18 protein-coding genes are annotated in these 19,391 nt (G+C 65.7%); 6 read left to right on the top strand and 12 right to left on the bottom strand.

Features of this window, described 5'->3' with window-relative positions; genetic code table 11:
- Positions 1-23: 23 nt before the first annotated feature.
- The 3 genes from ABZW60_RS20725 (at position 24) to thrS (ending at position 3,262) form a co-directional block, all read left to right on the top strand.
- Complete coding sequence (locus ABZW60_RS20725) at positions 24-938, top strand: PAC2 family protein (protein WP_355479102.1); 915 nt, start codon at positions 24-26, stop codon at positions 936-938.
- Positions 939-1,031: 93 nt separating this feature from the next.
- A complete protein-coding gene (locus tag ABZW60_RS20720; RefSeq protein WP_355479100.1) occupies positions 1,032-1,877 on the top strand; it encodes an acyl-CoA thioesterase II in 846 nt (281 codons plus the stop codon).
- Positions 1,878-2,026: 149 nt separating this feature from the next.
- On the top strand, positions 2,027-3,262 hold the full coding sequence (gene thrS / locus ABZW60_RS20715) for a threonine--tRNA ligase (RefSeq protein WP_355479098.1): 1,236 nt from the start codon (positions 2,027-2,029) through the stop codon (positions 3,260-3,262).
- On the opposite strand, the gene ABZW60_RS20710 is transcribed toward thrS, so the two are convergent.
- Genes ABZW60_RS20710 through ABZW60_RS20695 form a run of 4 tightly spaced genes read right to left on the bottom strand, consistent with a single transcriptional unit; the run spans position 3,228 to position 7,627 of the window.
- Positions 3,228-4,085 (bottom strand): MaoC/PaaZ C-terminal domain-containing protein, encoded by an 858-nt coding sequence (locus ABZW60_RS20710; RefSeq protein WP_355479097.1) that lies wholly within the window; start codon positions 4,083-4,085, stop codon positions 3,228-3,230. The two genes, thrS and ABZW60_RS20710, sit on opposite strands and share 35 nt — an antisense overlap.
- 1 nt (position 4,086) lies before the next feature.
- Positions 4,087-5,433 carry a 3-oxoacyl-ACP reductase gene (locus tag ABZW60_RS20705; RefSeq protein ID WP_355479095.1) on the bottom strand — a complete coding sequence of 449 codons (1,347 nt, stop codon included), beginning with the start codon at positions 5,431-5,433 and terminating at the stop codon, positions 4,087-4,089.
- Between the two features lie 8 nt (positions 5,434-5,441).
- Positions 5,442-6,719 (bottom strand): acetyl-CoA C-acetyltransferase, encoded by a 1,278-nt coding sequence (locus tag ABZW60_RS20700; protein WP_355479093.1) that lies wholly within the window; start codon positions 6,717-6,719, stop codon positions 5,442-5,444.
- A complete protein-coding gene (locus tag ABZW60_RS20695; RefSeq protein WP_355479092.1) occupies positions 6,716-7,627 on the bottom strand; it encodes a TetR family transcriptional regulator in 912 nt (303 codons plus the stop codon). The genes ABZW60_RS20700 and ABZW60_RS20695 overlap by 4 nt, the downstream gene beginning before the upstream one ends.
- Positions 7,628-7,712: 85 nt before the next feature.
- On the opposite strand from ABZW60_RS20695, the gene ABZW60_RS20690 reads away from it, so the two are divergent.
- Complete coding sequence (locus ABZW60_RS20690; RefSeq protein ID WP_355479090.1) at positions 7,713-9,047, top strand: acyl-CoA dehydrogenase family protein; 1,335 nt, start codon at positions 7,713-7,715, stop codon at positions 9,045-9,047.
- Positions 9,048-9,060: 13 nt separating this feature from the next.
- Here the strand turns inward: ABZW60_RS20690 and ABZW60_RS20685 are convergent, their stop codons facing one another.
- The 6 genes from ABZW60_RS20685 to ABZW60_RS20660 all read right to left on the bottom strand — a co-directional run bounded on the left by ABZW60_RS20685 (position 9,061) and on the right by ABZW60_RS20660 (position 15,462).
- Entirely contained in the window at positions 9,061-10,365 is a 1,305-nt protein-coding gene (locus tag ABZW60_RS20685) for a tyrosine-type recombinase/integrase (protein WP_355479088.1), read from the bottom strand.
- Positions 10,366-11,290: 925 nt separating this feature from the next.
- Positions 11,291-12,097, bottom strand: coding sequence for a hypothetical protein (locus tag ABZW60_RS20680; protein ID WP_355479086.1), 807 nt, complete (start codon positions 12,095-12,097; stop codon positions 11,291-11,293).
- Positions 12,090-12,635 (bottom strand): hypothetical protein, encoded by a 546-nt coding sequence (locus tag ABZW60_RS20675; protein WP_355479084.1) that lies wholly within the window; start codon positions 12,633-12,635, stop codon positions 12,090-12,092. Before ABZW60_RS20675 ends, ABZW60_RS20680 begins: the two co-directional genes overlap by 8 nt.
- A 7-nt stretch (positions 12,636-12,642) precedes the next feature.
- Positions 12,643-13,863, bottom strand: coding sequence for a NucA/NucB deoxyribonuclease domain-containing protein (locus ABZW60_RS20670; protein ID WP_355479082.1), 1,221 nt, complete (start codon positions 13,861-13,863; stop codon positions 12,643-12,645).
- A 900-nt stretch (positions 13,864-14,763) separates the two neighbouring features.
- Positions 14,764-15,087: a hypothetical protein gene (locus ABZW60_RS20665; protein WP_355479080.1), complete on the bottom strand. Its 324-nt coding sequence runs from the start codon at positions 15,085-15,087 to the stop codon at positions 14,764-14,766.
- Between the two features lie 30 nt (positions 15,088-15,117).
- Complete coding sequence (locus ABZW60_RS20660; protein ID WP_355479078.1) at positions 15,118-15,462, bottom strand: hypothetical protein; 345 nt, start codon at positions 15,460-15,462, stop codon at positions 15,118-15,120.
- Between the two features lie 286 nt (positions 15,463-15,748).
- Between ABZW60_RS20660 and ABZW60_RS20655 the strand changes: the two genes are divergently transcribed.
- Entirely contained in the window at positions 15,749-17,134 is a 1,386-nt protein-coding gene (locus ABZW60_RS20655; protein WP_355479076.1) for a helix-turn-helix transcriptional regulator, read from the top strand.
- Positions 17,131-18,021, top strand: a complete 891-nt coding sequence (locus ABZW60_RS20650) for an aminoglycoside phosphotransferase family protein (protein ID WP_355479075.1) — start codon at positions 17,131-17,133, stop codon at positions 18,019-18,021. The genes ABZW60_RS20655 and ABZW60_RS20650 overlap by 4 nt, the downstream gene beginning before the upstream one ends.
- 13 nt (positions 18,022-18,034) lie before the next feature.
- Here the strand turns inward: ABZW60_RS20650 and ABZW60_RS20645 are convergent, their stop codons facing one another.
- Both ABZW60_RS20645 and ABZW60_RS20640 read right to left on the bottom strand, forming a co-directional pair.
- Positions 18,035-18,658, bottom strand: a complete 624-nt coding sequence (locus ABZW60_RS20645) for a 3'-5' exonuclease (protein WP_355479073.1) — start codon at positions 18,656-18,658, stop codon at positions 18,035-18,037.
- A gap of 199 nt (positions 18,659-18,857) precedes the next feature.
- Positions 18,858-19,244, bottom strand: coding sequence for a DUF2116 family Zn-ribbon domain-containing protein (locus tag ABZW60_RS20640; RefSeq protein WP_355479071.1), 387 nt, complete (start codon positions 19,242-19,244; stop codon positions 18,858-18,860).
- Positions 19,245-19,391: the final 147 nt, after the last annotated feature.

Genomic DNA, 19,391 nt, shown 5'->3' with positions numbered 1-19,391 from the left:
CGGCCATCACGAAGGAGACGACGATGCTGCGACCGGACGACCTCTACGAGATCGTCGACGAGTCGGTGGCGACCGGCCCGGCGGCGGCGCCGAAGGTGCTGGTGCACTCGCTGGACGGGTTCATGGACGCGGGCCAGGCCGGCCGCGTGACCGCGGACCACCTGCTCGAGGTGCTGGACCACCGGTTGCTGGCGCGGTTCGACGTCGACCTCCTGCACGACTACCGGGCCCGGCGGCCCGAGGTGACGTTCGCCGAGGACCGGTTCACCGACTACGATCCGCCGCACCTCTCGCTGCACCTGGTGACGGACGACGCGGGGGTCGACTTCCTGCTGCTCGAGGGCGTCGAGCCGGACAATCACTGGGACCGGTTCGCCGGCGCGATGCGCCAGCTCATCGAGCGGTACAACGTGACGCTCACGATCGGTGTCCACGGCATCCCGATGGGCGTGCCGCACACCCGGCCGCTGGGCCTGACCGCGCACGCGACGCGGCCCGAGCTGGTCACCCGGTCGAACATCTGGGACGGCGAGATGCGGCTGCCCGCGAGCGCCGGGACGATGCTGCAGGTCCGCCTCGGCGAGGCCGGCAAGGACGCGATGGGCTTCGCGGTGCACGTGCCGCACTACCTCGCGGAGAACCGCTTCCCGGGCGCCGCGCTGGCGCTCGTGCACGCGATCTCGGCCGCGACCGGCCTGCTGCTCCCCAGCAAGGCCCTGCTCGACGAGGCCGCCGTCACCGGCCGGCTGGTCGACGAGCAGGTCGAGGCCTCCGAGGACGCCAGCTCGGTCGTCAAGGCGCTCGAGACGCAGTACGACGCGGCCGAGGGCTCGGTCAGCCGGAAGAGCCTGCTCGCCGACTCCACGCCGTCGGCCGACGAGCTCGGCGCCGAGGTCGAGCAGTTCCTCGCCGAGCTGAACCGCGAGGACAACGACTGACGGCGCAACCTGAGACCGCTTGTCGCAACCGGGGACCTGGTATATCAGGTCCCCGGTTGCCATTTGCCGTCTCAGGCTCTGTCAGGATGAGGCATGCCTGAGTCGCTGGAGGACTTGGTCGAGCTGCTCGACCTGGAGAAGATCGACGTCGACCTGTTCCGTGGTCGTCAGCCGCAGACCTCGATGCAACGGGTGTTCGGCGGTCAGGTGCTCGGCCAGGCGCTCGCGGCGGCCGGGCGCTCAGTCGACCCCGAGCGCGTCGTGCACTCGCTGCACGGATACTTCCTGCGCGCCGGTGACACATCGGTACCTATCGTGTACCGAGCGGAGCCGACGCGCGACGGCGGGTCGTTCAGCAGCCGCCGGGTGGTGGCGTCGCAGCACGGGAAGCCGATCTTCTACATGTCCGCGTCGTTCCAGCGTCCGGAGCCCGGCCTGGATCACCAGGACCCGATGCCCGACGACGCCGTGCCGCCGGACGAAGCGCCGCGGCTGGCGACGGTGCTGGAAGCCCAGTCCGGGCGACCGGCCGCGGACTGGGATCGCGAGTGGGCGGCGCTCGACGTACGGCTGGCAGGTGTCACCGGACGGCAGTTCTGGATCCGTGCCGCCGGCAAGCTTCCCGACGATCCGGCGCTGCACGCGTGCGTGCTGGCCTACGCCAGTGACCTGACCCTGCTCGGGGCCAGCCTGCTCCCGCACGGCATCGTGATCGGCGACCGCCGCATCCAGCCCGCGTCGCTGGATCATGCGCTCTGGTTCCACCGGGCGTTCCGCGCGGACGAGTGGCTTTTGTACGACCAGGCGTCGCCGTCAGCCTCCGGGGCCCGCGGCTTCGCGACCGGCCGGCTCTACACCGAGCACGGCAACCTCGTCGCCTCCGTCGCGCAGGAGGGACTCATTCGTCCCGTCGGACTCGACTCCGATCTGCTAACGTAGACACGTGATCAAGCGCGCAGTAGTGACGACGACGCCGGAGTTTGTCCCGGCGCGCTGACACCTGACTGTCGATCGAAGCCCCGGGGCGAGTGCCCCGGGGCTTCGACGTTCCCGTGGTTCCTCGCCCCCTCTCACCGAGGAGCCACACCATGTACGACCACCGCAAAGTCGGCCGTGAACTCGGCCTGTTCGACTCCGACCCGCTGATCGGTGCGGGCCTGCCCTACTGGTTGCCCGCGGGCGCCGCGGTCCGCCGCGCGCTCGAGAGCTACATCGCCGAGGTCGAGCGAAGAGCCGGCTACCAGCAGGTGTACTCGCCCGTGCTCGCCAAGAAGGAGCTGTACGAGATCTCCGGGCACTGGGCGAAGTACCACGACGACATGTACCCGCCGATGGAGATCGGCGGCGAGGAGCTCGTCCTGCGGCCGAGCATCTGCCCGCACCACGCCCTGATGTTCCGCTCCCGCTCGCACAGCTATCGCGAACTCCCGCTGCGCATCTCGGAGCTGGGCGGTCAGTACCGCGCCGAGCTGTCGGGCGCGATCGGCGGCCTCAGCCGGGTCCGCGCGATGCAGCTGAACGATGCGCACATCTTCTGCCGTCTCGACCAGGTCGCCGCCGAGGCGGCTGATGCGTTGCGGCTGATCAACCAGGCGTACGCCGACATGGGGATCGCCGCCTCCCGCTACGTCCTGGCGCTGCCGTCTCCCGATGCGGAGTTCAACAGCCCGTCGAGCAAGTACGTCGGTGATGCGGCGAGCTGGGCGCAGGCCGCGGACATCCTTCGGGAGGTGCTGAAGGACGCGGGGGTCGACTTCGAGGACGCGCCGGGCGACGCGGCGTTCTACGGGCCGAAGATCGACGTCCAGATGGAGGATTCGGCCGGCCGCGAGTTCAGCCTGTCGACCGTCCAGATCGACTTCCACCAGCCGGCCGCGTTCGGGCTCGAGTACATCGGTGCCGACGGCAACAAGCACCGGCCGGTGATGGTGCACCGGGCGATCGTCGGGAGCATCGAGCGCGCGATGGCACAGCTGATCGAGGTGCACGGCGGCGCCTTCCCGGCCTGGCTGGCGCCGGTGCAGCTCGTCGTCCTGCCGATCTCCGACGACGAGGAGAAGCTCGCCGTCGAGGTCGCCCGCCGGGCGTCGGACCGGGGACTGCGGGTCGAGGTCGCGCACGCGGACGAGGGCAGTCTCGGCGCCCGCATCCGGGAGAACCGGCTCGCGCCGTACGCCGCGGTCATCGGCGCCCGCGAAGCCGCGGCGGGCGAACTCGCGGTCCGCGAACGCGACGGGAAGCGCTGGGACCCGGCGCCGATCGGCGAGGTGCTCGACCGGATCGCCGGGCTCAGTGTCCCTGCAGCTGTCCGATCAGGTGGGTGAGGTCGTGTGACTCGTCGTACAGCGCGAAGTCGACCGTCTTCCCGCTCTGCTGGTGGCCGAAGCCGACGCGGGACGGGAGCAGCAACGGCTTACGGAAGTCCACGCGGACCGTGAAGGCGTCCGGCAGGTCGCCGGCCCGCTGGAGCGATGCCAGCGCGGCAGCCTTGGCCCACATCCCGTGCGCGATCTGGCGCGGGAACCCGAACGCCTGAGCGGTCAGCTTGAACAGGTGGATCGGGTTCCGGTCGCCGGACGCCGCGGCGTACCGGCGGCCGAGGTTGCCGCGCAGGTCCCACCACGCGGTCGGGCTGAGCACCGGGTCGGGCAGCAGGTCGGCGCGCGCGTCGGGCGTCCCGGAGGAGCGGCTGAGCAGGGTGGTGAGATCGGTCCACACCAGCTCCTTGCCGACGAAGACCTCGCTGATCACGTCGAAGACGGTGCCCTTCGGGTGCGGGCGTTCCGGCGTACTGTGCACGCGGATCGCCGGCTCGGCGTGCAGTGGGATCGGCTGCTTCTGCGTGATCGTGTTGGACAGGTGCACGATCCCCATCGGCTTGTACGGGAACGAGGGGTCGGACATCAGGTCCAGGTGCAGCGGGAACGCGAGCACGTGCGGGTACGTCGGGGGCAACGCCGGCCCCGCCTGGAAGCCCGTGACCTCCCGGTAGGCCTGCAGGTGGTCCTGGTCGATCGCCGACCGGGGCAGCTCGAGCGTCAGCCCGTCCTCGTCGGGCTCGTAGTCGGCGCGGCGCAGGGTGGCTTTGACGGTCCGCGCGTACAGCGAGCCGAGGCCGGGGGAGTCGTCGTACCGTCGGGTCGGCATGTCAGGCGCCCAGCATGCTCTGGCCGCAGACCCGGACGACGTTGCCGGTCACGCCGGCCGAGGCCGGATCCGCGAACCAGGCGATCGTCTCGGCCACGTCGATCGGCAGGCCCGCCTGCTGCAGCGAGTTGATCCGCCGCCCGACCTCGCGGATCGCGAACGGGATCTTCGCGGTCATCTCGGTCTCGATGAACCCGGGCGCTACCGCGTTGATCCGGATCTGCCGCTCCGCGAGCACCGGCGCCAGCGCCTGGACGAGACCGATCACGCCGGCCTTGGAGGTCGCGTAGTTGGTCTGGCCGTTGTTGCCGGCGATGCCGGCCATCGACGAGACCCCGATGATCGAGCCGCCGTCACGGAGCGCGCCGGAGTCCACGAGGTGCTTGGTGATCCGCTCCGGCGCCCGGAGGTTGACGTCGAGGACGGCGTCCCAGGCGTCGGTGCGCATGTTGACGAGCCGCCGGTCACGGGTGATACCGGCGTTGTGGACGACGATGTCGAGGCCGCCGTGCTGCTCCTGCGCGTGCGCCGCGATCCGCTGCGCCGCGTCGACCGCGGTGACGTCGAGCAGCAGCTCGGTGCCGCCGATGCGGGAGATCACCTTGCGCAGCGGGTCCGCGTTCTGCGGGACGTCGACGCCGATCACGGTGGCGCCGTCGCGGGCCAGGGTGTCGGCGATACTCGCACCGATGCCCCGAGCCGCGCCGGTGACGAGGGCGATCTTGCCGCTCAGCGGCCGGTCCGGGTCGTTGCTGACCAGGGGACCGGTGCCGATCCGCGCGACCTGGCCGTCGACGTACGCCGACTTGGGGGAGAGGAAGAAGCGGAGCGTCGAGTCGAGCTGCTCGTGCGCGTCCGGGGCGACGTACACGAGGTTGACCGTGGCGCCGCGCTTCACCTCCTTGCCCAGACTCCGCGTGAAGCCTTCCAGCGCGCGCTGCGCGACGTGCTGGTCTGGGGAGCCGGCGAGTTCCGGCGTACGGCCGACGACGATCACGCGCCCGGCCGGGGCCAGTTGGCGCACGAGCGGGGAGAAGAAGCGCTGCAGGCTGGTCAGGTCCGCGGTCGACGTGGCGCCGGTCGCGTCGAAGACGATCGCCTTCGGCCGGATCGTGCTCGACGCGACTCCTTCGGTCACGGTGCTGAACGCGGCGCCGATGTCGCGCAGCAGCGCCTGGACCGCCTTGCCGGCGTCGGTCTCGCCGATCGCGCCGAACACGACCGGCCCGTCGATCACCGGTGCACCCTCGGTCCAGCGGGGCAGCGGCGCCGGGTCGGGCAGACCCAGGTTCTTCACCAGCGTCTTGCCGAGCGGCGTCGTGGTGAAGGTCTGGTAGCGATCCGTCATCTCAGCTCCTACTTCTCGAGGATGGCGACGACACCCTGGCCGCCCGCGGCGCAGATCGAGATCAACCCCCGGCCGCCACCGTTCTCGTCCAGTTGCTTGGCCAGCGCGGCGACGATCCGCCCGCCGGTCGCCGCGAACGGGTGGCCCGCGGCGAGCGAGCTGCCGTTCACGTTCAGCTTGTCCCGGTCGATCTCCCCGAGCGGCGCGTCCAGGCCGAGCCGCTCCTTGCAGAAGATCGGATCCTCCCACGCCTTCAGGGTGGACAGCACCTGTGACGCGAACGCCTCGTGGATCTCGTAGTAGTCGAAGTCCTGGAGGCTCAGTCCCGCTCTGGCCAGCATCCGCGGCACGGCGTACGCGGGGGCCATGAGCAGGCCCTCGGCACCCTTCACGTAGTCGACCGCGGCGGTCTGGGAGTGAGTCAGGTACGCGAGGGGCCTGAGCCCGTGCTGCTCGGCCCACTCGTCGGTGCTCAGCAGGACCGTCGACGCGCCGTCGGTCAGCGGGGTCGAGTTGCCGGCCGTCATCGTCGCGGTCTCGCCCTTGCCGAAGACCGGCTTCAGCTTGGCCAGCTTCTCCAGCGTCGTGTCGGGCCGCAGGTTCTGGTCCTTCTCGAGGCCCAGGTACGGCGTGATCAGGTCGTCCTGGAAGCCGCGGTCGTACGACTTCGCCAGATTGACGTGGGAGCGGTAGGCCAGCTCGTCCTGCGCCTCGCGGGTGATGCCCCACTCCAGCGCGGTCAGCGCGGCGTGCTCGCCCATCGACTTGCGCGTGCGCGGCTCGGCGTTGCGGGGGATCTCCGGTACGACGTCCTTCGGGCGGACGCGGGCGAGCACCTTCAGGCGGTCCGGGTACGTCTTGGCGCGGTTCAGGTCGAGCAGGATGTTCCGCAGCCGGTCGTTGACCGCGATCGGCGCGTCGGACGCGGTGTCGACACCGCCCGCGATCCCCGCGTCGATCTGGCCGAGCGCGATCTTGTTGCCGACCAGGATCGCCGCCTCCAGCCCGGTGCCGCAGGCCTGCTGGATGTCGTACGCCGGGGTGGTCGGCGCGAGCTTGGACCCCAGCACCACCTCGCGCACCATGTTCCAGTCGCGGGCGTGCTTGAGGACCGCGCCGGCGACGACCTCACCCACTTCCTGGCCGCCGAGGCCGGCGCGGTCGACGAGACCGTTCAGCGCGGCGGTGAGCATGTCGGAGTTGGAGGCGTGCCGGTAGGTCTTGTCCTGCCGGGCGAAGGGGATCCGGTTGCCGGCGACCACGGCCACCTTGCGCGGTTCGGTCACGATGTCTCTCCTGCTCTAGCGGAGCGGGTGGTTGTCCTGGTGCTCGTCGTACTGCTTGTCGTCCTGGCCGCGGTCTTCTGGTGCACGGTCTTCTGGTTCACGGTCTTCGAGTTGACGGTCTTCTGGTTCACGGTCTTCGAGTTGACGGTCTTCTGGTTTCCGGTCTTCTGGCTGACGGTCTTCTGGCTGACGGTCTTCTGGTTGCCGGTCTTGTGGTTCAGGGCCTTGCGGCCGACCGCGGTGGCGAGCGTGGCGGTGATCGCCGTCGACCGGACGGTGCCGACATCGGCATGATGCACCACCGGGTGCCCCGGTCGGCTGCCCGACACGATCAGCCCGACCCTTGCCATGTGCAACGATCCGAGCGTCTGGGTGTAGAGGTGGTTCGCCAGGTAGGCGGTGTCGACCTCGTCGAAGACCCCGGCACGCTGGCCGGCCTCCAGGACCTTCGCGATCCGGTCGAGCGCGGCCGCCATCGCCGTACCGAGCTTGATCATCACCGGCTCGGTGATCTCGCCGAAGAGCTCCTCGCCGGTTCTCCGCAGCAGGCTCATCGCGCAGTCGGTGAACGCCGGGTACTGCAGGCAGAAGTCGACGAACGTCTCGCTCAGCGCCTTCAGCCGGTTGAGCGGGGCGCGGCGTGAATTGTCGGCCGCTTCGAGCCGCGTGTCGAGCTCGCCGAGGTAGTCGATCAGCGTGAGCGCGAACAGCTCTTCCTTGCCCGCGAAGTGCCGGTAGATGAGGGCCTTGTTGATCCCGACCCGCTTGGCGATATCGTCGATCTGGGCGTCGATCGTGCCGCGCTCGTCGAACAGCTCGCGGGTCGCGCGGATGATGTCCCGCTCCCGGTCGCGTCGACGCTCCGCCGTGGTCCGGCGGCGTCCGATCGCGAGCAGCGCGGAGCTCATACGTCGATCTTAGCCACAGTGGTACCCCCTGGTGCAAACGACAGTTACACTCGTCGGTAACTTCCCGGATTCGTGAGGATGGTTGATGAGCGACCCTGTGGTGTCCGCAGACGTGATGACGCTGGCCGGCGAGCTCGGCGCCGAGCGCTCCAAGCCGGAGTGGAACACGTTCTCGCTGGCGATCAACGACGAGCAGCGTGAGATCCGCGACTGGGCCCACACCTTCGCCGCCGAGGTCATCCGGCCCGCGGCGGCCGAGTGGGACGAGCGCGAGGAGACGCCGTGGCCGATCATCCAGGAGGCCGCCAAGGTCGGCATCTACGGCCTGGACATGAACGTCAACCTCTTCGTCGACCCGAGCGGCCTGCTGATGCCGCTCGTCCACGAGGAGCTGTTCTGGGGCGACGCCGGTATCGCGATGTCGCTGAAGGGCACCGGCCTGGCGTCGTCCGCGATCTTCTCCAACGGCACCCCGGAGCAGTGGAGCCAGTGGATGGGCCGCTGCTACGGCACGCCGGACGACGTCCGCGTCGCCGCGTTCTGCTCCTCGGAGCCGGGTGCGGGGTCGGACGTGTCCGCGATCCGTACGCGGGCCGTCTTCGACGCCGTGACCAATGAGTGGGTCATCAACGGGCAGAAGGCGTGGGCGACGAACGGCGGGATCGCCGACATCCATGTCGTGGTCGCCACCGTCGACCCGTCGCTGGGGACCAAGGGCCAGGCCGCGTTCGTCGTACCGCGGAGCGAGGTGCGCGGGTTGGAGCAGGGGACCAAGTTGCGCAAGCACGGCCTCCGCGCTTCACACACCGCCGACGTCTTCTTCGACAACGTCCGCATCCCCGCCGAGAACGTCCTCGGCGGCAAGCAAAAACTCGACGAACGCATCGCCCGAGCCCATGAGGCCCGCGCCGCCGCCGGCTCAGGCTCCTCCGCCGCGGCCGGCCGCAACGCCTCGATGGCCACGTTCGAGATCACCCGCCACATCGTCGGCGCTCAGGCCGTCGGCATCGCGCGCGCCGCGTACGAGGTTGCCCTCGACTACGCCAAGACCCGCGAACAGTTCGGCCGCCCCATCGTCGACAACCAGGGCATCGCCTTCAAACTCGCCGACATGGCCATGGAAATCGACGCCGCCAGGCTGCTGGTCTGGCGCGCCGCCAACATGTCCGCCGCCCTGATGCGAGGCGAAACCCCCGACTACCGCCACGGCGAAGGCTCCATGGCCAAACTCAAAGCCGGCGAGGTAGCCGTCCACGTCACCGAACAGGCTATCCAGATCCTCGGCGGAAACGGCTACACCCGCGAATACCCAGTAGAACGCATGCACCGAGACGCCAAGATCTACACCATCTTCGAAGGCACCTCCGAGATCCAGCGCCTGGTAATCGCGCGCGCCATCTCCGGCATGCGCATCCGGTAGGCGTTTCCGCAGGTCAGAGCCCGATTCCAGGGTCTTCTAGGTACAGGCCGCCGCCCGGCTCCCAAGAAGTGGTGGGGGAGCGTACGGCGGCCTGCTCCGTGGCTGCTCCGTGAGATTTCAGAGAGAAGAGACGGGAGAGTCTGGAGTCCACCGCCTTCCGTGCCCGCTCATGCGACGACGGCAGCATGTGGGTGTAGAGCCTCAGCGTGAACCCCGGGTTGCTGTGACCTAGGTACTCGGCCAGCTCCTTGATGTTGACCCCATCCGCGAGGGTGATACTCGCGAAGTAGTGCCGCAGAGCGTGCATCCCGTTCTCCCGGCTCGACACGTACTGCCGCCGACCCCGCCGGTCTGTGTTCGGCTCCGCGATCACGCCCGCGTAGGACAGCGCTGGCTTCCAGACCAGCTCGTCGTATGTCCGCGCCCGGATGTGCTTGTCGTCCGTCCACCTGAACATGAGCTTGACGGTCCGCGGCTCTCCGTCCGTCTTCTCCCAAGGCAAGCTGTACAGGCGTGGCTCGCGAGCCTCGATGTGGTCCTTGAGTATCAACGCCGTCCCGTCGGACATCGGCACGGTCCGCTCGGTGTCATTCTTCGGCAACGCGAACACGAACTCCCTACCGAGCTTCTTCACCTGCCGCCGAACGTGGATGACCATCTCCTCGAAGTCGACGTCCTCCTCAGCGAGCCCAAACACCTCACCCTGCCGTAACCCACACGCCGCGCCCACAGACGCGATCGGCCGGTACTCCGGCGCATGCCCTTCAACGATCCGGAGCACTACGTCGTCGCTCCACGCAACGGTCCGGCCGCTCTTCTCGGCCGGCACTTTGACCGCTCGCCCCTTGGCCGGGTTCTTCTTGATCGCCTCGTCGTCGACCGCAATCTCCAACGTCCCATGCAACACGAGGTACGCCGTACGCGCGGTCGACGGCCCGAACCGCGCATCCAGATCAGCAACCCAAGCCGCGATCTCCGACGGCTTGATCGTCCGCAACTGCCGCCGCCCAAACACCGGCTCCACATGCAGCCGCAACGACGACTCATACCTGATCAACGACGCCGGATCCACCACCCGCGAACCCAGCCACCGCTCCGCAACCTCCCCAAACCGAACCTTCCCAGCCTCCGGATCGATGTACTCCCCACGCTCCCGATCCGTCTCCATAGCATTCGCATGCCGCTCAGCCGTCCCCTTCGTACCGAACGCCTTAGTCCGCTCCCGCCCCTCCGGATCCACCCACCCCGCCAACCACCGCTTCCCCTTCCCCCACCGCTCATTCCGAACCCGCACCACACTCCTGTCAGTCTGCTCCACAGGCCGAGTCCACAGATCCTTCACATAAGCCACCAGACCGCACCCTCCGTCGTAGTCGATGTGCGGAAGCTCAACGTGTGAAGTCGAACGACTTATCTGAATCGGCAAGCATGGTCCACCTGGGTCAGACGATGACCTGCAGACTTCCTCCGCGGTCGCGGGAGGTCTGCATTCGCCAGTCCGCACTGATCGCCTGCCAAGACATCGAGGCACGCAGAAGCGCGTTTCGCAGCTTGTCGCGATGACAGCGGATGTCGCGCGACTGCAGAGTCGCACGCGGTTGCGCGTCCACAGTGGACCGGTTGTCCCTGAAATGGATCAGGCTAGTTGTGGGCGGCGCACCTCGCGGCCAATGAGCCTAGCTAGAAGGGCTGCAGATCGTCGAGTGGCGCTGAGTGGCGAGAGTTTAGGCAGGCCGGATCGCCATCCTGGGGGTATGCCACCGTCTGAGATTCGGCGGCCTTGAGAGCGGCTTCCAGACGGGACAAACATGTGGACATAGACGCTGTCGTGCCTGCTCTAGGTCGAGGAAGGCAAACGGCCTCGGCCAACCGGCCATCTCTAGCCATAACGAGTTTTGCCCTAGGAGCGGAGGAAAAGCAACGACCCGCATCATCAGAGGCATCTCCATCTGTGAAGATCGCGACGACTATGCGAGGTTAGGGGTAGCCGACTGCCCCCATGCGCAGACGTCACGCATGGGGGCAATATGTCCAGATGTCGGGTCCCTATTCCGGGTTCGGCGGCGATAGGGTCCGCCAGGTCCCCCGAATCGCGCCGAAATCACAGGTCGAATGTCGTTTGATGGTGGCCGGCGCCCTGACAGCCTGAGTTGCTGGAAACGAGGCTACACCGCACCTCGACTACGACCAATACTTTGTCCCGCGAACGGGCATTTCGATTGACAGCTACGACGCAAGATTCGCTACGACTCGATCCATTGCGTCCATCCCCAAGTGTCCACCGTGTCGTGGATCACGCCTTGAACTTGCAGTTGATCCCCCACCGCTGGACACTGTGTCGCCTCGTTTATCGCAAAGCTGAAGAGGCCATTCGCATCTGAATTTGCCCGTCCATAGTATAGCCAGGTTTCCGACGGAAAACAGCGGTACTGTAAGGTCACTCCGATGTTCGGATGCGTCACGTCGGCATTCAGCGTGACGGAGTATTTCACTACCTTTACCTGATACTTCCAAGGAACGACTGCATGATTCCTCGATATGACATCTAAGTCCGTTTTCAACCTTACGTCGATCGACTGCGGCGAAGTGAACAGGATATTCGCGTCCGGTGGATTAGAGGTTCCCTTCCAGGTGCGAAGTCCAAGGGGATCCGTTGATGCGAAGACTGCCTCATCGGTGGTCGAATTGAGGAACCACAGGTTGTCGAGATGCTTATCCCCGTTCCAGGTCTCCCAGCTAAGGTCGAGCGGATCCCCTCCAATGCACGTCTTCTTGGCTGGAAGAATCGCATACGGCGTCGAAATGTGCGCATGCAGGATCTCCGCAGCCGCACCTCGCGTTGACGCTCCTGATCCTCGAATGAGGAGTCGGTTCGACCTTGTGATCGACTGCTTAGCAGCGGGGTCAGTGATGTCCCAGCTGATACCGCACTGAATTGCTGCGGATTTCGCAGCGGGAGCGACGACGTCCTTACTTACGGCGTGAACTCCGGCAAACCCGCCCAGTATGCTCGCGGTCAGCGCCAGACCGAGCGAAACGCGCCTAATCATTGCCACTCTCCCGATCTGGGAAAACCCATTCCATTCTATGAGCTGAGAACACTGCTTCAAACTCAACATGCTCGCCAGCAAGGGCTTGGCGAGTCGCGTTGACCATCCCAAGCATCGTGCCGTCGGGCCAAGCCGCCGCGACCCCGTCGTAGGCCGCCTCCAACAACACATCCTGCGACCCACTCTGAACCACAAGGAACTGTCCGGCGGGGTCTCTCGCTACGGGGAACCCTGCGACGCCGATGGCGCGACACCAGGCCAGTGGCCCTTCGGACTCCTTCTCCACCCACGAGAGCGGCATGTACTGCCAGTAAGGCGGGAAGAGAAATAGCTCCCGCCCTCCCGGCTCGGGAACTGCGCCATCGCGCCACCGGTACATGGTTCGGACGATTTCAGGAATCTCAATCCTCAGCTTGGCTGCCGTCGCCTCAAGGGCTTGCATAGAGGCCGGCGGATGCAACTGACGGACCGCGAACGGCTGTGCAGCCAGGAAGTGGTCGATAGCTTCAAGTCCGTCGAGGAGTTCGCTCGTACTCAATTCTTCCTCATTCCACTGGGCAATCGCCAGGCACGGGATCCTCCTGCGTGACGACCGGGCCGTCGAAGATGTGCACGGTGAACTTGTCGCCGGGCAGGAGTCGATCCTTCGTGTACCACTTTCCCAGCCAGCAACCAGAGCGTTGGTTATCCCTCGACGTGATGTACCTTACTGAATAGTCATAATTCGGGAGCGGCAGGGCAAGTGAGCCCTCCATCGTCGTTGCAAATGGAAACTCATCACAGTCCGTACCGGTCGGTCGGGGACCAATCTTGTTCAAACATGTAGCAACCGACTTGTTTCGCTGGTCCTTCTTGAGATCCTCATCCCAATGACGGGTAAGCAGATTTGGAATCGTCTTGGTACTGCCGTCCTCCGGTTGCGGAATCATCGCCGCAGGATTGTTCTGAGCGTCGCGGATATGCTGCGCAGACTCGTCGATGCTCTCGTCATTGATGTTAAAATTGAGGACGGGCTGCGCATCGGGGAATATGCAGGCTGGCGTATGCATTTGCTTTGTGCCGACCGGATCCAAATTTGCCGAGTCGCATCGGATTACTTGACTATATCTTTGCGGGGCAATCGGCAGAGTGTCAGGAATGGTGGTTGTTACGAATTGACCGAGGCTGAGTGTCCCCTGCATGATCGCGTACGGGTTGTCGCCCTTCACCGTCTGCTCCGAGTACAACTCATAGGTCAGCACGTTTCCCGAAAGTGATGACAACGGCATCGGCCCACTAGGTGCAGGTCTGAATGCACAATTGCCACCTTTGTCATTCAGGAAGCATTGCGGAGTGAACTTGAGGAAGATCGTGTCCGGATTGAAGTTCGTCCCGTAACGCCACGAGACGTCATCGAAATAGAGATGCACCGTCACACTTCGGTCCGTCTCCTGCCCGCTACCGAGAACCGTGACGCGATAGTACAGGCGATTGATTTCTTCACCCTTGAGATTCTTCAGTTTTACTCTAACGTCACTCCAGGCACACCATTGAAAATGGTTGACTGTATAGCCGCGCAGCTCCTCACCTGTGTAGACGACACCCGCGAGCTGTTTCCGGCACTCGTCGACAGTCAGGAACTTGAAGTCATCGTACGGCCGCGGTTGCGAATCACTTGCGGGCGCCACACGGTCCGAGCTCGCCCGGGCCGGTGTGGGCGTCGGCGCCCCGGTTGGTGTTGGACTTGCTCCGATCACTGTTATGAAGCTGATCGCTGCTGCACTCACAGTCGTCGCGACTCGCGCTTGCCAGCGTCTCATGTAGCCCCCAGGTCGTCATCGATGAGATACGCCTGAGCAGCGCTCGCCAAGCGAGCGAGGCACGCGGGGCGGAGCGCGACTCAGCTCTCCTCAGGCCCCCACCTGAGGGAAGGACACTGACAGTAGTTTGTGAGTCACTGACCGATCAAGCCAGATCGTGGTGAATCGATTGCAACTTAGTGCAATCTGCTAGCAGGTGCCGTCCGGCGGAGTTAGATCATCCGCGTGGCCACCCGCGTCGGACGTCGCGCTGCTTGGCTCATCTGCCCAGAGCGCTGGATGCAGAGAATGTCATGACATATCACGCTCGGTGATCCTTTCTCTGGCGCGCAGAAAGGGGCGTTCCTTTCGACGCACGCTGTGCCGGTGACCAGCATCGGCGTCGTCTCGGTGATGGCTCCGTGCGTAAGCCAGACTGCCGTGGGATCTTCGAGGTTGCGTCGAAATCCCAGCGCCTGGTCAACGCCTAGCCGTCTCCAGCTTGGCGCATCAGCTTGGTCGTGATGTGGGAAAGTGAAGCAGACCCACGAGTGCTGCACAGGCCGCTCCGGTTCTGCGCTCCCACCCGCCTCCGCTGAGCACGGAGCATCGTTGCCGGCGCCGCTGCCGAGTTGCGGGCTACCGCCCGCTTGCTGCGTGTGATAATGCGGCTGCGACCGCATCTTGGTCAAAACTGGTAAGAGCATTCGGACCTGACCTGCGGCTGCCGCGCTGCGTGCGCTCAGGAGCCGAAACGCTGAGCGGACGCAGCTTCAGGGCGGGACCATCGGCCAGATGTTGCGACGTGGACGAGCGATGCTCCTGGTGGATGGTGTGGCGGAACGGACGCGGGGTGCAGGGGACTTGAGGAGAACGAGGGATGTCCCCTCAGCACGTCCGCTCCGCCGGCTTGGTGGCGATCAGGACCTCGTGGGTGCAGTGGCGGAGGTGGTCTCTGATCTGTGCTGGGTGCCCGAGTGCGGCGAGGTGGTGCAACGTCGGCACGACGAGCGGCTGCCCGACGGATTCCAGAAGCGAATCGAGTAGGTCCAAGGCAGCATGGGGCGGCCCGGGCTCTTCGACGTACACCTTGGTGAGCCGTAGCCCATGCTCGGTAGCAAAGGCCTTCAGTTGCCGGCGGATCGCTTGGAGTTCGCCGGTGTTGCGCACGAAGGACATCGAGATGAACCCGAGGGCTGGGGTAGCCGGCATGTGCACCGCTCGCTCTTACGACCGCGGCGCCTAGTCGGCGACCACGACTGTGATGCCGTTCGACTCAAGTCGGTGTCGTACCGACGACGGGTCGCCGGCGACCTCGAGGTGCAGCACGTCGGGCGTGATGATCATTCGCCGCGCCTCCTGCATCACGACTGCGAGTAGATCGTGGAAGGCCTCAGGCGATGTCTCGATCTGCTCGACGTGAATCGCCACAATCTCCGCACCGCGAGCCCGAGCGGCGTCGACAATGAGCTTCCGAGCGTTGGCCAACTCGGTTTCGTTCATGAGGAAGTGCCTCCGGATGTAGCCGTACGCCCGCATGGCGTCGCCTCGCTCGTCGTGATTCGTACCTGAAAGAGTGCTAGTCATCTGTCCGACCGCCGTGTCATTCGTCGCGGCCGGCTAGGTCTCGCACGAGGTCCGTGATCATTGCGACAGTCAGGCCCGCGGTCAGGCAGATCACGATGAGCAGTGGCGTCGTCATGGTGGGCGTCCTTTGTCGGTCGTTGTAGCGCTCTGTGTCCACACCGTTGCGCTGCCAGGGTGCCCACCACTACAGGCTGTGCTCATCGAGCCGACCTATCGGCGCTGCCGATAGACGCGCCGGATGCGCTCGGGCTAACTTCACATAGCCGCCTGGGGACAAGGAGTGACGATGCCGGCAACGCAACCGATGCTCGACCCCTCCTGGTGGGATCGCCTGGAGCTGCGTCCTGTCTTGGCATCGCGCGACGTGGCAGGCATCTTCCGCTGGTTGCAGCGGCACGGCTGGAGCCAGACCCAGATCGGTGCCCGAACGTGTCAGTCCCAGGGGGAGGTGTCAGAGATCCTCAACGGCCGCCATGTCAAGGCGTACGACGTCCTTGAACGCATAGCCGACGCGTTCGAGATTCCCCGAGGACGGATGGGGCTCGCATACAGCTCATCTGGTCCTGGAGAGAGAGAAGCATCGCGCGAACTGACCAACGACGATCGCAGGAACTTCGCCGGCGCCGTGGCGAGTGTGGCGTTCGGCTCGGTCAACGAGCAAGCTCGAAAGTGGCTGCCCGACGTACCCAGCGGCGTTGCTTCTGTGCCCTCGGTGCTCTCCGAGACCGACGTGGAACAAGTGGTGTCGATGACCGCCGAGTTCCGGAAACTCGATCAACGCTACGGCGGGGGAGCAGCGGTCGACGCCGCCCGTGGTTTCTACGGCTATGCACGGCGGATGATCCACTCCACCGCCGATCAGCGCACGCACCGGGACCTCAAAGTGTCCCTGGCCGACTTCAGCAGCATGCTGGGTTGGTCGTTCCATGACATCGGCGATCAAGCTGCGGCTCGACGCTTCCTGATGAACGCACTCGTGCTCGCGAAGGACGCCGACGAGCCCTCGCTCGCGGCATCGATCCTGTACCGCCTCGGCCGTGTGAGCATGCAAGAAGCCCAGCCTGTGGAGGCCTTGAAGATGCTGCAACTTGGCCAACTCGCTGCGCAGGACGCCGGTGATCCGGCCGAAGTCGCCAGACTGCACGCCAACGAAGCCCTGGCCTACGCGATGCTCGGCAAGCACGATCACGTCGTCGACGCTCTCGCCCGCGCAGAACACGAGATGGGCCGCGCTGATAAGCGCCGAGTATCCCCATGGACCACGCTGTACTTCACTCCTGGGGACTACACGGGGCATCAGGCACTGGTGTACAACTCCCTGTCGGGCTACGCGAAAGACGATGCACAAGCCCGCGAGTACGCCGTACGCGCGGTCGCATTCGCACAGCAAGCAATCACCGAATCCGGACCCGACAGATCGCGCCGAAGCCGAACCTTCGATCGGATCATCTTGTCGACGAACCTCCTGCGTACGAACGAGCTGGACGCCGGCATCGACGTCGCTCGTGACGTAATCAGCGAAACGCAGCATCTCCGCAGCGGCCGCGGTATGAGCCGCCTTGCCGAGATCGGCGCCGCGGCCTCACAGCACACCGACAACTCGGATGCTGTGGACCTGGTACACCATCTCGAATCCGTCCGCACAACCGCGCCGAAGGCACTCACCGCATGACCAACCTGTCCCCAGAGCTCGACGAGCGGCTCAAGCACGCTCTCAAGGGCATCTGCCAAGAAGCTGGCCTACTCCCGGACGAAGCCGAACTCATCAAGTACACGAACAACGCCGTCTACCGCCTTCCCAGCCAAGGTGTTGTCGTCCGATTCGGAGCTGGCGACCTCGCCAGCCAACGCGCCGACCACGTCGCCCGAATCGCCACCTGGCTGGAACGCCACGACGCGCCCGCTTCAAGGCTCGCGCCTGGTCTGACACAGCCTGTCCTGTTCGAGAACTACTCAGCCACGATCTGGAAACTCCTCGAAAGCAGCAACCCAGCGTGGACCGGAGCCGAGCTGGCTGCTCCACTACTCGGCTGGCACAAGCTCGAACCAATGCCGAGCCTAAAACCCTGGGACCCGTTCAGCAGTGCCCGCAGCCGTCTCGCCATGGCCGACGGCCTCACCGTGGACGATCACGCCTGGCTCACCGACCAGTGGGCCAACATCGAAGCCGACTACCGCGCCCTCATGCCGGACCTCCAGATGGGCCTACTTCACGGCGACGCCTACATCGGCAACCTGCTGCGAGAGCCCACGGGCCGCTTCGTCCTCTGCGACTTCGACGGCACCAGCATCGGCCCTCTCGCCTACGACCTAGTGGTGGCCGCCGTCAGCGCCCTCCGCTTCGGCGCCACCCAAGACCACGAGGCCTTGGCCACCACCTACGGCCTAGATGTCACCACTCTTGCTTCATGGCCAACGCTCCGCCGCATCCGAGAACTGGTCCTAGTCACCAGCGTCATCACCGACCTCCGCAACCGCCCCGACATCGCGAAGGTCCACGCGCACCGGCTGGCCACCCTCAGATCAGGCGCCAACGAACTGTGGCACCGCTACAAGTAGCGGTTGTGGCGGCTCAGAACAGGGTCGCGGCTGCCTCATCCGCCGAGCGGCTCGTTGCGTCCTTGCTGACTGTGACATCGAGCAGCTCAGCGAGTGCAAGCGGCTCGCGGCTTGGAGGCGTCGCGAGATGTGAGAGGAGCCGTGCGCAGACGAGCGCGTCGTAGGTTGCGCGATGCGGCACCAGATCAGTCGAAAGGCCTGTGGCCAGCCCAAACGCTTGGACGAGCGCCCCGAGCTGGTACGCCTTGCGGCCGGGACGCAGCCGTCGAGCGACCTTGAGAGTGTCCACAACGCGAGCAGGTCGGAAGCCCAGCAACTCACGGCCGAGCACCCCGAGATCGACGCAGGCGTTGTGGGCAACGAACACCTTGTCGTGCAGAGCCTCGCGCAGCTCGGCTTCGATGTCGGCAACAACCGGAGCGTCTGTGACCTGGTCGTCGGAGATCTTGTGGAACCGTCGTACCATCGGAGTGATCGGCCGAGGCGGTCGAACCAACCAGCTCCTGGGTGGACCGATCAAGCCGCTGTTGACCGCGACAATCGAGATCTCGACCAGATCCGCTGGCCGCTGTCCGTTGCCTTCGACGTCGACAACTGCGTAGTCGAATGCCGTCCACGGGTCGGTAGGTTGCGCCATTCCTCGTCGCCTACCTCCGCTGATCGTCCCGCCGGGGCGGTCACTTGGGTGCCGTGCAGTGCCGCGAACGTGTCACGCCACACCAAGTCTGCCGCTATCTGTTGCTCCTGCTCTGCATCCGAACCGGCGCGCGTCGCAACAACTGGTGCGCCACGCGCTCGCAGCATCCGGCTGAACCCGAACTGCGTCACGCTCAGAGTCAGGACGGAATCGGTGCTCGTAGCTCGGCCGCACCGGGCCATCTCATCTCCAAGATCCGTACGGCCGCCGAGGCCACGGCATCGCCGTGACCAAGCGCTTCTGCGCGCGGGAAAGTGCCCCCCCCCCGGAGCGTCGCGTTGGCTTGTTGGAGTTCGGTGACCTGGTGCTGCAATCGGTCGACTTCGGCGAGGAGGACAGAGACGTGTTCGGCCTCGATTGCCTCTGCCGAGCGGACCCGCCGGCGGCTTCGCCAGTTGCGGAGGCGGCAGCGATCCGAGCAGAAGCGCTGGTCGGATCTGGCCGCGGCGTAGGTGTCACCGCAGTGCTCACAGACGTGTTGGCGGGCAGTCAGATCGTGTCCGAACGGGGGTGGCAAGTCGTCCACGCTTGCTCAACGTGCGACACGCGAGGCGACCAGATACCCGTTGCAAGTTGGTGTGAACCACCCCGGGTTTGATGCACACCTCCTTCGTTGGGAAGGTGGCATCTATGCCGAGGAAGTACGACGCGCAGACCCGGGCCAAGGCGGTTC

Origin of the sequence: Kribbella sp. NPDC003557 (genome assembly GCF_040610805.1) — a bacterium.
In the GTDB taxonomy this organism is placed as follows: Bacteria; Actinomycetota; Actinomycetes; order Propionibacteriales; family Kribbellaceae; genus Kribbella.
This window is presented reverse-complemented; position numbering and strand designations above follow the sequence as displayed.